Genomic DNA, 14340 nt, shown 5'->3' with positions numbered 1-14340 from the left:
CCCCTTCCCTTCTCGCTCCACCTCAGTTTTTTCGGCTGTTCCTCCGATTGGACCCGTGATGCCCATCCTGACACTTCGTGCTGCCCGGATACCGGTCGTGGCCCTGGCCGCGGGGGCGCTCCTCGCCGGGTGCGCCGGTATGGGGGGCGGTGGTTCCGGCGGCAAGACCATCAACGTGCTGATGGTCAACAACCCGCAGATGATGGATCTGCAGAAGCTCACCGCCAAGCACTTCACCAAGGAAACGGGCATCCGGGTCAACTTCACGGTGCTGCCCGAGAACGATGTCCGCGACAAGATCAGCCAGGACTTCTCCAACCAGGCCGGGCAGTACGACGTCGCCACCATCAGCAACTTCGAGGTGCCCTTCTACGCCAAGAACGGCTGGCTGCTGCCGCTGGACGACCATGTCGCCGACGACCGGGCCTTCGACCAGAAGGACATCCTGCCCTCGATGCGGGAGTCGCTGACCGCCGACGACGGCAAGCTGTACGCCGAGCCCTTCTACGGCGAGTCGTCCTTCCTGATGTACCGCAAGGACGTCTTCGCCGAGAAACACCTCACCATGCCCAAGCGTCCCACCTGGCGCCAGGTCGCCGAACTCGCGGCCGAGGTGGACGGCGCCCGCAAGGGGATGCGGGGGATCTGTCTGCGCGGGCTGCCCGGCTGGGGCGAGCTGATGGCCCCGCTCACCACGGTGGTCAACACCTTCGGCGGCACCTGGTTCACCAAGGACTGGAAGGCGCGGCTCACCTCCCCCGAGTTCACCGAGGCCACGAACTTCTACGTGGACCTGGTGCGGAAGCACGGCGAGTCCGGCGCGGCCCAGTCGGGCTTCGCCGAGTGCCTCAACAACCTCACCCAGGGCAAGACCGCCATGTGGTACGACGCCACCTCCGCCGCCGGCTCGCTGGAGAGCGCCAAGTCCCCCGTACGGGGCAAGATCGGCTACGTCCAGGCGCCGGTGGAGAAGACCAAGAGCTCCGGCTGGCTCTACACCTGGGCGTGGGGGGTGCAGAAGGCGTCCCGCAACACCGACAACGCGTGGAAGTTCGTCTCCTGGGCCTCCAGCAAGAAGTACGAGGAGCTGGTCGGCCGGACGCTGGGCTGGTCCAACGTGCCCGCGGGCAAACGGGCCTCCACCTACGCCAACCCGGAGTACCGCAAGGCCGCCGGCACCTTCTCCGAGGTCACCCGCCGCTCCATCACCAGTGCCGACCCACGCGACCCGGGGGTGCAGCCGCGGCCGACCATCGGCATCCAGTTCGTCGACATCCCGGAGTTCTCCGACCTCGGGACCAAGGTCGCCCAGGAGATCAGCGCCGCCATCGCCGGAAAACAGTCCGTCGACTCGGCACTGGAGAAGTCGCAGAAGCTGGCCGAGAAGGTGGGCGAGGAGTACCAAGATGACTGATTCCGTGGCAACGACGCCCGTACGCAGCGGACCGCCCCCCGCCGTGGCCGCGCCCGCCCGACGCGCCCCCAAGAAGCCGGGGGCGGCCCGGGCCTGGGCCCCGCGGGCACCCCTGATGCCCGCCCTGATCTTCCTCATCCTGGTCACCCAGCTGCCGTTCGTGGCGACCTTGGTGATCTCCCTCTTCGACTGGAACTCGCTCAAGCCCGACGAGCGGAAGTTCACCGGCCTGTCCAACTACACCTCGGTGGCGAGCGACGAGGGGCTGCGCGAGTCGATCCTCACCACCGTGCTGCTCACCGCCACCGTGGTGATCGTGAGCGTGGTCCTCGGGCTGCTGCTGGCCCTGCTGATGGACCGGAAGTTCCGCGGCCGGGGGCTGGTGCGCACCATGCTCATCGCCCCGTTCCTGCTGGTCCCCGTGGCGTCCGCGCTGCTGTGGAAACACGCGCTCTACAACCCGGAGTACGGGCTGTTCAACGGCGTGCTCAGCTGGCTGGGCGAGCTGTTCGGCGTGGACAGCCCGCCGCAGCCGGACTGGATCTCCGACATGCCGATGTTCGCGGTGGAGGCCTCGCTGGTGTGGCAGTGGACGCCGTTCATGATGCTCATCCTGCTGGCCGGGCTGCAGAGCCGCCCCCTGGACATGATCGAGGCGGCGCGTCTGGACGGGGCGAGCAGTTGGCAGATCTTCCGCTTCCTGACCCTGCCGCACCTGCGGCGCTATCTGGAGCTGGGCACCCTGCTGGGGTCGATCTACATCGTCCAGAACTTCGACGCGGTGTTCACCATCACCCGCGGCGGCCTCGACACCGCCAACCTCCCGTACACCATCTACGAGACCTTCTACAACGCCCACGAGTACGGGAAGGCATCCGCCGCGGGCGTGCTGGTGGTGATCGGCACGATCGTCATCGCCACCTTCGCGCTGCGCGTGGTGTCGTCCCTGTTCCGTGAGGAGGTGTCCCGCGCATGACCTCCTTGACCACGCCGGCCGCGCCGACCGCCCCGGTGTCCGTGTCCGCCACCCCGCCGGGCGCCCGCCGGGCGCGGCGCCGCGGCGCCGCGCTGGGCCTGCTGGCCTGGCTGGTCGGCATCCTGTTCGTGCTGCCGGTCGTCTGGATGGCGCTGACCTCGTTCCACTCCGAGGCCGACGCCGCCACCAACCCGCCGTCCCTGACCGCCCCGCTCACCCTGGACGGCTACCGGGAGTTCTTCGGGGTGAACGGCGGGGCCGACCCCTGGCCGCCACTGCTCAACTCGCTGGGCGCGAGCCTGTTCTCCACGGCCTTCGTGCTGGTGCTGGCCCTGCCGGCCGCGTACGCGCTGTCGATCCGGCGGGTGCGCAAGTGGACGGATGTGATGTTCTTCTTCCTGTCCACCAAGATGCTGCCGGTGGTGGCCGGGCTGCTGCCGGTGTACCTGTTCGCCAAGAACACCGGTTTCCTGGACAACATCTGGCTGCTGGTCATCCTCTACACCTCGATGAACCTGCCGATCGCGGTGTGGATGATGCAGTCGTTCCTCTCCGACATCCCGGTGGCCCTCATCGAGGCGGCCCAGATGGACGGGGCCCGGCTGCCGACCATCCTGGCCCGGGTCGTCGCCCCGATCGCCGCGCCGGGCATCGCCGCCACCTCGCTGATCTGTTTCATCTTCAGCTGGAACGAGTTGCTGTTCGCCAATGTGCTCACCGGCGTGGTCGCGCAGACCGCACCGGCCTTCCTGACCGGCTTCGTCACCAGTCAGGGGTTGTTCCTGGCACAGGTGTGCGCGGCCTCGATGGTCATTTCCCTGCCGGTGCTGGCCGCCGGTTTCGCCGCCCAGGACAAGCTGGTCCAGGGCCTGTCGCTAGGAGCAGTCAAATGAGGGCCGCCGTCATCGAAGCCCCCGGCAAGGTCACCGTCACCACCGTCCCGGACCCGGCCCCCGGGCCGCGCGAGGTGGTGGTGGACGTGGCGGCCTGCGGGCTGTGCGGCACCGATCTGCACATCCTTCAGGGCGAGTTCGCCCCCACACTGCCGATCGTCCCCGGGCACGAGTTCGCCGGGGAGGTCGTCGGCGTCGGCAGCGAGGTCACCGAGGTGGCGGTGGGCGACAAGGTCGCCGTGGACCCCTCCCTGTACTGCCACGAGTGCCGCTACTGCCGTATCGGGCGGGGCAATCTGTGCGACCGCTGGAACGCCATCGGGGTCAGCGTGCCCGGCGGCGCCGCGGAGTTCGCCGTCGCGCCGGTGGCCAACTGCGTGCGGCTGCCGGAGCACGTGGACGTCGCGGACGCGGCGCTGATCGAACCGCTGTCCTGTGCGGTGCGCGGCTATGACGTGCTGGGCAGCCGGCTGGGCAACGAGGTGCTGATCTACGGGTCGGGCACCATGGGCCTGATGATGCTGGAGCTGGCCAAGCGGACCGGGGCGGCGAGCGTCGACGTGCTGGACGTCAACCCCGAGCGGCTGGCCACCGCACAGCTGCTCGGCTGCAGCCGGGCCGCCGCCTCGGCCGACGAGCTGGACCAGCCGCGCGGCTGGGACGTGGTGATCGACGCGACGGGCAACCAGGCCGCGATCCAGGACGGGCTGGGCCGCGTCGCCAAGGCGGGCACGTTCCTGCAGTTCGGCGTCTCCGACTACGCCACCAAGGCGGTCATCGAGCCGTACAAGATCTACAACCAGGAGATCACGATCACCGGCTCCATGGCCGTGCTGCACAGCTATGAACGCGCGGCCGAGCTGTTCGCCACCGGGGTGCTCGACCCGAAGGTCTTCATCAGCGACCGGCTGCCGCTGGAGCAGTACCCGCAGGCGCTCGAGCGGTTCCGCTCGGGCATCGGCCGGAAGATCGTCGTCGAGCCCTGAGACCGGGCTCGAACCCCGGGACCGGAACCACCCCCCGTACCGATGTGCGTGGTTGACGGCCCGAGCCCGGCGACCCCAGGCTTGGGCCGTACTGATCACGTGCTGATCACGTACTGACTCACGTACGGAGCACCGGGGAGGAGGGGGCGTGGGATGGGCGCGGCCGGCGCGCACCGCATGGAGGCGGGCGCCGCGCGATGTGCTCACCAGGTCCCCGAACGGCCCTGCGGCCCCGGTACTTCAGCCGGCTGGCGGACCGGGCCACCCACCACCCGGGCTGGGGAGCCGTCAGCCGCGGGCGTCGCGGAGGTGGGCGGCCGCGGCCTGCTCCAGGTGGACCAGGTCGCTGCTGACCGTGGCGAAGGTGAAGCCCTGGGCCAGCCGCTTGGCGGCCGTGACGCCGTCCGGGCAGTGGATGCCGGCCGCGATGCCCGCGGACTTCGCCGCCTCGGCCACCGTGGCGAGCGCCGCGTCGAACGCCTCGGCGACCGAGGGGTCGGTCGAGGTGCGCCCGCCGAGCGCGATGGTGAGGTCGGAGGGGCCGATGTAGACGCCGTCGAGCCCCTCGGTCGCGCAGATCTCCGCGGTGTTGCCGAGCGCCTGGGCGGTCTCGATCATCACCACGCAGGCGACCTGCTCGTTGGCCTCGGCCGGGGTCGGTCCCACCCGCAGCCCCGAGCGCATCGGGCCGTAGCTGCGGACGCCGTGCGGGGGGTAGCGGCAGGCGCGCACCGCGGCGGCCGCCTCCTCGGCGGTGTTGACCAGCGGCACGATGACACCGCGGGCGCCGGCGTCGAGGGCCTGGCCGATCCAGAACCCGTCGTTGGCGGGGACCCGCACCATGCCGGCGCAGGCGCCGCGCGCGTCGATGGCGGTCATCGCGCCGAGGGTGCCCTTGTAGTCGAGCAGGCCGTGCTGGGCGTCCACGCAAACGTAGTCGTAGCCGAGGCCGGCCAGGCGCTCGGTGCCGACCGGGTTGTCGAGGACCACCCAGTAGCCGAGGATCCGCTCGCGTGCGCGCAGCCGGGCCGCGAAGTCGGCGGGGGAGGTTGTCATGGTCTCAGTCTCTCCGGTCGGGGTCGGGGGCGCGCTCTCCGCCTGCATCTGATCTCCCCACCCAGTGCGTGTTATGAGCGACACGCTCGCATGATTGCGCGTAACACGCAAGTATTTGGGCCATCACAGCGAGAGAAGGGCGCGGAATGCGCAGAATGCTAAGGTAACCCGCCCGTTCGGCTGACGAGACGGTCGGGCGAGTGAGTCCTCAAAAAGGGGAGGGGACGGCAGGCATGAGTCCGGCACGTATCGGCACATCCCGCACGACGGCCGAGCCGAGGGGGGCACAGGACCGCAGAAGGCTGCGGGCCCGGGATCGCCGGGCGCTGATCGCGCGCATGGTCCAGACCGACGGGGCCGTGGTCGTGGAGGAGCTGGCCCGCTCCCTGGACGTCACCCCGTCCACGATCCGCCGGGATCTGGCCCTGCTCACCGAGCAGGGCACCATCGCCCGCACCTACGGCGGCGCGATGGTCGCGGGCCACCCGGCCGAACCGACGCTCGGCCAGCGCAGCGGACTGGCCGTCGCCGAGAAGGACCGCATCGGGCGCTGGGCGGCCGCGCGGATCGGGCAGGGGGACACCGTCATCCTGGACGCCGGCACCACCACCGGCCGGCTCGCCCACCATCTGCGCGGCCGCACCGAACTGACGGTCATCACCAGCGGACTGACCGCCCTGCGGGAGCTGGCCGAGGCGGACGGCATCGAGCTGATCACGCTGGCCGGGACGCTGCGCCACGTCAGCCAGGGATTCGTCGGCCCGCTCGCCGAGCTGACCCTGACCCGGCTCACCGCGGACAAGGTGTTCCTGGGCGCCGACGGCCTCGACGCGAAGCTCGGCATCTGCGAGGCCAGCCTCCAGCAGACGGCGCTCAAGGAGCTGATGGCCCAGCGCGGCGGGCAGGTGTACGTGCTGGCCGACAGCAGCAAGCTCGGTCAGACGCCCTTCACGGCCTGGGCCCCGCTGACCGGCGCCTGGACGCTGGTCACCGACAGCGGCGCCACCGACGACCAGCTCGCGCCCTTCCGAACCCTGCCCGACGTCGAGGTGGTCACCGTGTGAAGGTGTGCCTCCCCGAGCCCACCTCGAAGGGCCGGTCGTCGCCCGGCAACCGCACCTCGGCCCGGGTGTTCGGCGGCACCAGCGCCTCGACGACCAGCCGCTCGCCCTCGTACCGCCAGCCCGCCTCGGCCCGCCCGTACGGGGTGAGATGGGCGGCCCCGGCGTGGCGGAGCCCACCGCCGGGGACGGGCGCGATCCGCAGCCGCCGCCAGCCGGGGGCGGCCGGGGCCAGTCCGGCCACGGTGCGGTGCAGCCAGTCGGCGACCGCGCCGAGGGCGTAGTGGTTGAAGGAGGTCATCTCGCCCGGGTTGACGGTGCCGTCGGGCAGCATGGAGTCCCAGCGCTCCCAGATGGTGGTCGCGCCCATGGTGACCGGGTACAGCCAGGAGGGGCAGCCCCGCTCCAGCAGCATCCGGTAGGCGAGTTCCGGCTCACCGGCCTCGCACAGCGCGTCGCAGATCAGCGGGGTGCCCGCGAATCCCGTGGCGATCCGGAAGTCCGCCTCCCGTACGATGGCGGCCAGCCGCTCCCCGGCCCCCGCCCGCCGGCGCTCGGTGGGCAGCAGCGCGAAGCACAGCGCCAGCGCGTAGGCGGTCTGCGCGTCGGAGGACAGCCGCCCGGCCGGGGTCACGAACCGCTCGCCGAAGGCCGCCCGCGCCTCCTTCGCCAGCGCCTCGTAGCGCCGCGCGTCGTCGTCCTCGCCCAGCAGCCGGGCGGTCCGCGCCAGCACCTCGGCCGAGCGCGCCAGGTAGGCGCCCGCCACCAGATCCCCGTCGGTCCGCGCGGCCTCCGGGCTCTCCGGCGGCGCCGCCGGGTCCAGCCAGTCGCCCAGGTGGCGCTGGTGCCACACGCCGCCGCCCTCGCGCGCGTACCGGGCGGCGGTCTCCACCCAGCCGCGCATGCTCGGGTACTGGTCGCGCAGCACGCCCAGGTCGCCGAAGCGCTGGTGGAGCACCCACGGCAGCAGCACCGCGACATCGGCCCACACCGCCTGGGCCCGGGGGAAGTCGCCGAGGTCCCCGGGGAGGATGTCGGGCACCACCAGCGGCGGCACCCGCTCGGGGTGGGTCAGCTGCTCGGCGGCCAGGTCGCGCAGCCAGCCGGCGAGCATGCCGGAGCAGTCGTACAGGAAGGTGGCGGTCGGCGCGAACACCTGGATGTCGCCGGTCCAGCCCAGGCGTTCGTCGCGCTGCGGGCAGTCGGTGGGGATGTCCAGGAAGTTGCCGCGCATGCTCCACACGACGTTCTCGTGGAGCCGCTCCACCAGCGGCTCGGAGCAGGAGAACCAGCCGGTGCGCGCCATGTCGGTGTGCAGGACGACGGCGCGGACGTCGGCCGGGTCCAGCGGCCCGGGCCAGCCGGTGACCTCGGCGTAGCGGAAGCCGTGGAAGGTGAACCGCGGCTCGTAGGTCTCGGGGCCCCCGCCGCGCAGGGTGTAGACGTCGGTGGCCTTCGCCTCGCGCAGCGGCCGCACTCCCAGCTCCCCGCCTTCCAGCACCTCGGCGTGGCGCAGGGTGACGGTGTGCCCGGCCGGGCCGCTGACGGTGATGCGCAGCCGCCCCACCAGGTTCTGGCCGAAGTCCAGGACGGTACGGCCGGACGGCGTGGTGATGACCTCGACCGGGGCCACGGTCCGCACCCGGCGCACCGGCGGGCCGGTCGGCGCGACCAGCTCCCCGGCCGGCGGGGCGGTGTGCCGCACCGGGCCCCAGCCGGTGGTGTCGTGTCCGGGGCGGGACCAGCCGTCGCGCTCCAGGCGGGCGTCGTACACCTCGCCGTCGTAGATCTCCGAGCGCAGCAGGGGCCCGGTGGCCGCCCGCCAGTTCGTGTCGGTGGCCACGGTCTCCCGCGCCCCGTCCGCGTAGCGGATCTCCAGCTGCGCCAGCAGGGCGGTCTCCTCGCCCCAGATGGCACGCCGCCCGCCCCCGAAGCCGATGCGGCCCGCGTACCAGCCCTCCCCCAGCAGCGCGCCGACGGTGTTCGGGCCCTCGCGCAGCAGGGCGGTCACGTCGAAGGTCTGGTAGCGCAGCCGGTGGGCGTACGAGGTCCAGCCCGGCGCCAGGACGTGGTCGCCCACCCGCGCCCCGTTGAGCTCGGCCTCGTAGACCCCGCAGGCGGTGATGTACAGCCGCGCCGAGGCCACCGCGCCGCGGGCGGTGAACTCTCGGCGCAGCAGGGCGACCGGCCCCGGGGCGCCGGGGGCCGCGGTGTCCTTCGGCCGGTCGGGGGTGACGGGGCGGGCCGTCCAGTCGTCGGGCCGCAGCAGCCCCGCCTCCGCGTGGGCGGGCTCGGACCACGCGGAGGGCCCGTCGCCGCCGCTGCCCCAGACCCGCACCCGCACCGCCACCCGCTGCCGGGAGCGCAGCGCCGGGCCCGGCCAGGGGATGAGCACGCTGTCCGCGGACTCCACCCGCCCGGGCGCGGCCAGTTCGGTGCCGTCCTCGGCGAACACCCGCAGCTCGTAGGCGGTCTGTTGCCAGTCCTCGGCCTCGGTCTCGGTGCGCCAGCTCAGCCGGGGCTCGGCCTCGCCGATGCCCAGCGGCTCCCGGTGGTGTTCGAAGACCGGTGTGGTGACCTGCACGGGCTTCATTCCTTTACGAGTCGGAGTCGTACCGGGCCGAACAGGCCCGTCCGTACCTGGCCGGCCGCGACCGCGCGGGTCGGCGAGGCGTCGTCGAGATATCCGGCGAGCGTGCCGCTCACGACGATCTCGATGTCGTTGTCGCCCGCCTTCAGGGCGTCGGTGACCTCGACCGTCCACGGCCCCCACACCCGGCGGCCGGCCAGGGCACCGTTGACGTGGATCTCGGCGGTGCCGCGGACCTCCCCCAGGTCGAGCAGGGTCCGCCCGGCCGGGGGCCGCGGCAGGTGGACGGTGGTGCGGTAGCGGACCCGTCCGCCCAGGGCGCGCAGGCCGAGCTCCTCCCAGGGGACGAGGTCCACCGGGGCCTCGGTGACCTCGGCCTCGATCGCCGCGTCGAGCAGCGCGCCGCCCCGGCGGCCGTCCACCGCGACCACCTCCAGCAGCACCGGGGTGGCGGCGGCCAGCGGGGCGGGCAGCCGCACCCGGCCCTCGCGGTCCGTGGCGTACCTCCGGCCCTCGATCTCGACCGTGACGTCGAGCGGGGTGGGGACGCGCAGCGCGACGGTGCCGAGCGGGGCGGGGAAGCGCAGCCGCTCCACCCGCTCGGGGCCGGGCGCCAGGTCGGGCACGAGGGGTTCGACGACATCGCCGGGGGCGGCGGCCGGCTCCAGCCAGTGGGCGCCGGGCAGCGGGTGGGGACGGGCCCAGGAACACACCCAGCGCGGGTCGCGGCCCCCGCTCGCGGTGCGCCGCCGCAGCGGTACGGGCGCGCCGTCGCGGCTCGCCCGCCAGTCGCCGCTGCCGCTGAGCCAGCCGGGGCCGCCGCGCGCCGGCGGGGCCGAGTCCAGGGCCGCCCCGGTCGGGGTGGTGCCGGCGTCGGTGACCCGCAGGGTGAGGGTGTTCTCGCCGACGCGCAGCAGCTCGCCGAGGTCGTACGGGTGGACGCGGATGTCGCGGTGGCCGGGGTACGGGCTGAAGTCGCCCTGGCGGCCCACCTCGACGCCGTTGACCAGGACGGCGCAGGCGCCGTCGGCGGCGACCTGGACGACCGGGTCGTCCGGGAGGCGGTCCAGGCGCGCCCGCAGCGTCAGCTCGTGGGTGCGTCCCGGCACCGAGCCGTCCCCGGCCTCGATCCACTCCGGGCGGCGGAAGGCGTCCGGGTCGCGGACCACCGCGAAGGACGCGCGCACCGGCCCGTCCTCGACGGCCGTCAGCTCGATCTCGAGGGCGACGGTGCGGCCGCGGGCGGAGGCGGGCAGCGCGCTGAAGGTGCGGTAGCCCTCCCCCTCCAGGGGCAGCTCCGCCCCGTCGAGCAGCACCCGGCGCGCCGCGCCCGCGCCCACCGCGAGGTGCAGCCCCTCGCGGTCGGGGATGGTCAGATGGGTACGGACGGCCACCCGGCCGCCGGCCGGGACGGCCCGCCAGTCCAGGAACTCCTCGGGGACGTAGCCCTTGGGGCCCAGCCGCTCGTCGTGCAGCGGGTCGTCGGGGATGCCCCGGGACAGCGACCACCTGGCGGGCCGCCACTGGTCCGAGTCGGGGCCCTGGACCAGCGCGAACGGGCCGAACCCGGCGGTGACGGGCCGCCACCGGGCGCCGTCGGGGCCGTCACCCGGGTCCAGGTGCTCCAGGCGCCAGACCTCGATGGGCAGCACTCCGGTGCGGTGGGCCGCCGCGAGGTCCCCGTCGCTGTTGTCGAGGGTGGAGGTGGCGAGCCCGCGCCAGGGGCCCGGCAGCGGGATGGTCTCCCGGGCCGGGCCGAGGGGGGCGCGGGTCGGCTCGGGCAGCTCCTCGGCGAGCACCACGAGCGCCACCGCGCCGTCCTCGAACGCCACCTCGATCAGCCAGGCCCCGTCGGGCGCCCGGGTCACGGCCAGTTCGGTGCGGTCGCCGGTGCCCGGGTCCCAGCGCTGGGCGCGCGGCCGGGCCGGGCCCTCGACGCGGACCCGGGCCGTGCGGCCGTCGGCGGGGACGAAGTCGTAGCCGGCGGTGCGCAGTTGCTCCCAGTACCGCTCCCAGGAGAAGCCCTCGGTGGGCCAGTCGCCCATGGGGAAGCCGACGATCGGCGCCCTGGTGCCGGTGGTGTCGTCGTGGGCGGTCAGGGCGAGGATCAGCGCGTCGCGGTGGCGGCGGAGCAGGTACGGAGCGTCGGCGGTGATCCGCAGCGGGCCGCGGGCCACCGCCTCGGGCACCTGCTCGGCGCGCTCGACGACGGTGATCAGGCCGCGCGCGACGGCGTCGGCGAACAGCCGCGCGGCGTCGGGGCCGTCGGTGGCCGGGTCATCGGTGTCGGGACCGCCGGGGAACAGTTCGGGCGCGCGGGCCACGCACACCACGCGGCCGCCCGCCGTGGCGAAGCGGACCAGGGTGCGGGCCGCCGCGGCGCCCAGCGCCCGCGGCCCGGGCAGCACCACGGTGCGGTAGCGCTCGTGGCCGATGACCAGGGCGGCGCCCGTCTCGTCGGCGGTCACCTCGCCCCCGGCGAGCGTGTTCTCGTCGAAGGTGTCGTGGTCGAGGCCCGCGCGCTCCAGCACCCCGCGGCGCTCGGCGAACCAGCAGTTGACGCCGTTGAGCTCGTGGTAGAGGCGGCCGGCCTCCGTGGCCGGGGCGAGCGGGCCGTCCAGCGTGAGATACGCCTGCGCGGTGGTGGTCGGCGACAGCAGCACGGTGTCGCACACATGGCCGCCCTCGGTCAGCACGGAGCACAGCCGCGCCACGGCGGTGGCGAACACGTGGTACGAGGACCAGTACGGCTGGCGCCAGCAGGTGGACGGCGGCGCCCACTCCCACCAGCCGCCGACGGTGCTGTAGTAGACGGCGTGCGGGTCGTACAGGGTGGCGCCCCGGCGCAGGAAGGGCGCGAGCCAGTCGTAGGTCTCCTCCAGCGTGCCGCCCCAGCCGGAGGAGTGGAACGCCTCGATCCAGGTGCGGCCGTGGCCCAGCGCGTGCGCCATCGAGCTGTGGACCTTGGCGTCGCCCCAGTGGTCGCTGCCCGGCGCCCCGTATCCGGCGTGGGTGCCCTGGTAGTCGCCGTAGACCCGGACACCGCCCACCGGGTCGCCCTCGCGGGCCGGTGAGGGCTGGTCGAAGCCGCAGACCAGGCCGTGCCGGGCGAAGAACGCCTCCTGCGGGTCGAAGAAGGCCCGGCGGCCCAGCCGGGCGCGGTGCTCGTGGTAGTCGCGGCGCACCCGCGCCGCGTGCGGGTCCCCGCCCTCCCACAGCGCCCACAGCTCGGGTACCAGGTCGTAGCCGTACGCCTGGGCGAAGGTCCCGGCGAAGTCGCGGCCCCAGGTGGGCAGGGCGGGCAGCTCGTCCTGGAAGAAGCCGCCGATGGCGCGGCCGAACCACTTTCCGACGTGCCGCTCGAGCGTGCCGTGCACCCGGTCCAGCAGCGCCGCGCAGGCGGCCTCGCCGAAGTAGTCGAAGCCGCTGACGCCGCTGTGCACCAGGGTGAGTTCGGCGGGGCCGCCGCTCCAGCGGGCCGCGCCGCCGACGACGGGCACGGCGACCCGCCCGGCCGGGCCGCCGCCGTCCCGTGGCGCGCCGCCGTCCCGGGCGCCGCCGTCCCGTGAAGCACCGGCGCCCCGGGCGGGGACGGCGTACGCGGCGAGCGGGGTGTGCCCCGTGGGGGGCCGCACCACCGTCTCGCCGTCGCCCGCGACCACCCTCGTGCGGTGGAGGGCGAGCCCGGCGAACTCCGGGTGCTCGGCGGTCAGCCGGCCCTGGAAGTTGGCGCCCGAGAACCCGATCTGGTCGTACATCCACAGGCTGAAGCCCAGCTCCTCGGCGTCCGCGCAGACCCCGTCGAGCAACCGCAGCCACTCCTCGCTCAGATACGGCGGGTCGTCCGCCAGCGAGCCGAAGGTCGGGCCGGTGGGCGCGAGGCACATCACCACGGCCTGCCGGATGCCCTGGGAGGTCAGCTCCGCCATCTGGCGGCGCAGCCGGTCCCGGGTGACCTTGGCGCCGCTCCACCACCAGATCGGCAGCGGCCCGTACTCGGGGGCGGGGTCGGTGAAGCGGGCCAGGAGCTCGCGGGCGCCGTCGGTCACGCCGCCGCCCGGCGCTCGGCCTCGATGCGGTCCAGGGACTTCCCGGCCGTGTCCGGCATGAAGAAGTAGCCGAGGCCGCCGCTGATGACCAGGAACGCGGTCAGCAGGGCCGCGATGGCGGTGATCCCGGTGTCGGCGAGGTGGGGCACGAAGTAGCTCCAGACGCCCAGGCAGGTGCGCGCCGCGCCGAAGGTGAAGCCCTGGGCGGTGCCGCGCAGCATGGTCGGGAAGAGTTCCTGGCTGAACGTCTTGTAGACCGCCTCACCGGCCAGCGAGGCCCCGACACCGAACAGGAAGGTGTTCAGCAGGATCGTCGGCACGGTGAAGGGGAACCACAGGAACAGCGCGTAGGCGATGATCTGCATCACCGCGCCGACGGCCCACAGCATCCGGCGGGTGCGGTGGTCGCGGTCGGTCAGCGGCATGAACACCAGGACGGTCGCGGCGATGCCGACGCCGAACCCGGCGCAGGACAGCGCCACGCTGGTGCCCTGGCCCCCGGCGCCCAGGTTCTTGACCATGTACGGGGTGAACAGGCCCGCCGTGCCGGCGGCCAGGTTCCAGAAGAGGTAGAAGCTCCCGGTCCACAGCAGCGCCTTCAGGTGCGGTCCGCGGAACAGCTCCCGCACCCCGGCCGTGGCGGCCGCGCCCTTGCTCGCCGCGGCCTTCCACACCGCCGACTCGGTCATGCCACGGCGCAGCGCCCAGGTGATCAGCGCGACCACGAACAGATGGAGGAAGACGATGCGGATGCCCAGCAGGTCGAGCGGGGAGAGCGCGAGCGCGAGCAGGAGCACGATCATCGGCCCGATGTTCCAGGCGACCTGGGTGAAGCCGAGCAACTTGCCCCGGGCCCTGGCCGGCGAGAACTCCCCCACCAGGGCGAGCGAGGTCGGCACGTCGGCGCCCACGGCCACGCCCACCACGAAGGTGCCGATGAACAGCATCGCCGGGTTGACGGCGAGCGCGATGCACAGGATCGCGGCCGCGTAGATCAACAGGTCCCACTGGTAGATCCGCTTGCGGCCGAGCTTGTCGCCGAGCCGGCCGCCGATGAAGGCGCCGACCGCCGCGCCGATGGCGTTGGGCCCGATCGCGGCGAGCGCTCCGACGCCCGTGACGCCCGAGTCGCTGAGGCCCAGTTCGTCCTGGAAGAGGGCCAGGCCCGCGCCCAGGGCCACGATCGACCCCGCGTCCAGGTACGAGGCCATGCCGGCCAGGACCGACCACTTCCACTGCTGACGGCTGACGGTGCCCTCGGCTTCGGCCGAGGAGTCCTGGGTGGCTTGATGCATGGTCATCCGGTCGCTCCCGT

9 protein-coding genes are annotated in these 14340 nt (G+C 73.4%); 5 read left to right on the top strand and 4 right to left on the bottom strand.

The genetic code is table 11. The features are described from left to right. Positions 1-58: 58 nt before the first annotated feature. From ABFY07_RS23215 to ABFY07_RS23200, 4 genes are read left to right on the top strand one after another with little or no spacing between them, the layout of a single operon-like run. Positions 59-1414: an ABC transporter substrate-binding protein gene (locus ABFY07_RS23215; protein WP_346176369.1), complete on the top strand. Its 1356-nt coding sequence runs from the start codon at positions 59-61 to the stop codon at positions 1412-1414. After that, positions 1407-2390, top strand: a complete 984-nt coding sequence (locus ABFY07_RS23210) for a carbohydrate ABC transporter permease (protein WP_346176337.1) — start codon at positions 1407-1409, stop codon at positions 2388-2390. Before ABFY07_RS23215 ends, ABFY07_RS23210 begins: the two co-directional genes overlap by 8 nt. Then, entirely contained in the window at positions 2387-3283 is an 897-nt protein-coding gene (locus ABFY07_RS23205) for a carbohydrate ABC transporter permease (RefSeq protein WP_346176336.1), read from the top strand. Before ABFY07_RS23210 ends, ABFY07_RS23205 begins: the two co-directional genes overlap by 4 nt. Further along, positions 3280-4269 carry a zinc-dependent alcohol dehydrogenase family protein gene (locus tag ABFY07_RS23200; RefSeq protein WP_346176335.1) on the top strand — a complete coding sequence of 330 codons (990 nt, stop codon included), beginning with the start codon at positions 3280-3282 and terminating at the stop codon, positions 4267-4269. The genes ABFY07_RS23205 and ABFY07_RS23200 overlap by 4 nt, the downstream gene beginning before the upstream one ends. Before the next feature lie 288 nt (positions 4270-4557). Here the strand turns inward: ABFY07_RS23200 and ABFY07_RS23195 are convergent, their stop codons facing one another. After that, on the bottom strand, positions 4558-5325 hold the full coding sequence (locus ABFY07_RS23195) for an HpcH/HpaI aldolase family protein (RefSeq protein ID WP_346176334.1): 768 nt from the start codon (positions 5323-5325) through the stop codon (positions 4558-4560). A gap of 233 nt (positions 5326-5558) precedes the next feature. Between ABFY07_RS23195 and ABFY07_RS23190 the strand changes: the two genes are divergently transcribed. Then, entirely contained in the window at positions 5559-6389 is an 831-nt protein-coding gene (locus ABFY07_RS23190) for a DeoR/GlpR family DNA-binding transcription regulator (RefSeq protein WP_346176333.1), read from the top strand. Here the strand turns inward: ABFY07_RS23190 and ABFY07_RS23185 are convergent. The 3 genes from ABFY07_RS23185 to ABFY07_RS23175 are packed head-to-tail and all read right to left on the bottom strand — an operon-like array spanning position 6379 to position 14326. Further along, the gene (locus tag ABFY07_RS23185; protein ID WP_346176332.1) at positions 6379-8979 is read right to left on the bottom strand and encodes a family 78 glycoside hydrolase catalytic domain; all 2601 of its coding nucleotides are present in this window, start codon (positions 8977-8979) and stop codon (positions 6379-6381) included. The two genes, ABFY07_RS23190 and ABFY07_RS23185, sit on opposite strands and share 11 nt — an antisense overlap. After that, entirely contained in the window at positions 8976-13025 is a 4050-nt protein-coding gene (locus ABFY07_RS23180) for a hypothetical protein (protein ID WP_346176331.1), read from the bottom strand. The genes ABFY07_RS23185 and ABFY07_RS23180 overlap by 4 nt, the downstream gene beginning before the upstream one ends. Continuing rightward, positions 13022-14326, bottom strand: coding sequence for an MFS transporter (locus tag ABFY07_RS23175; RefSeq protein WP_346176330.1), 1305 nt, complete (start codon positions 14324-14326; stop codon positions 13022-13024). The genes ABFY07_RS23180 and ABFY07_RS23175 overlap by 4 nt, the downstream gene beginning before the upstream one ends. Positions 14327-14340: the final 14 nt, after the last annotated feature.

The sequence above is a fragment of the Streptomyces sparsogenes subsp. cuspidosporus genome (assembly GCF_039532705.1).
Taxonomy (GTDB): Bacteria; Actinomycetota; Actinomycetes; order Streptomycetales; family Streptomycetaceae; genus Streptomyces; species Streptomyces sparsogenes.
Note: the sequence above shows the minus strand (reverse complement) of the source record. Positions and strands in the feature narration are given on the sequence as shown.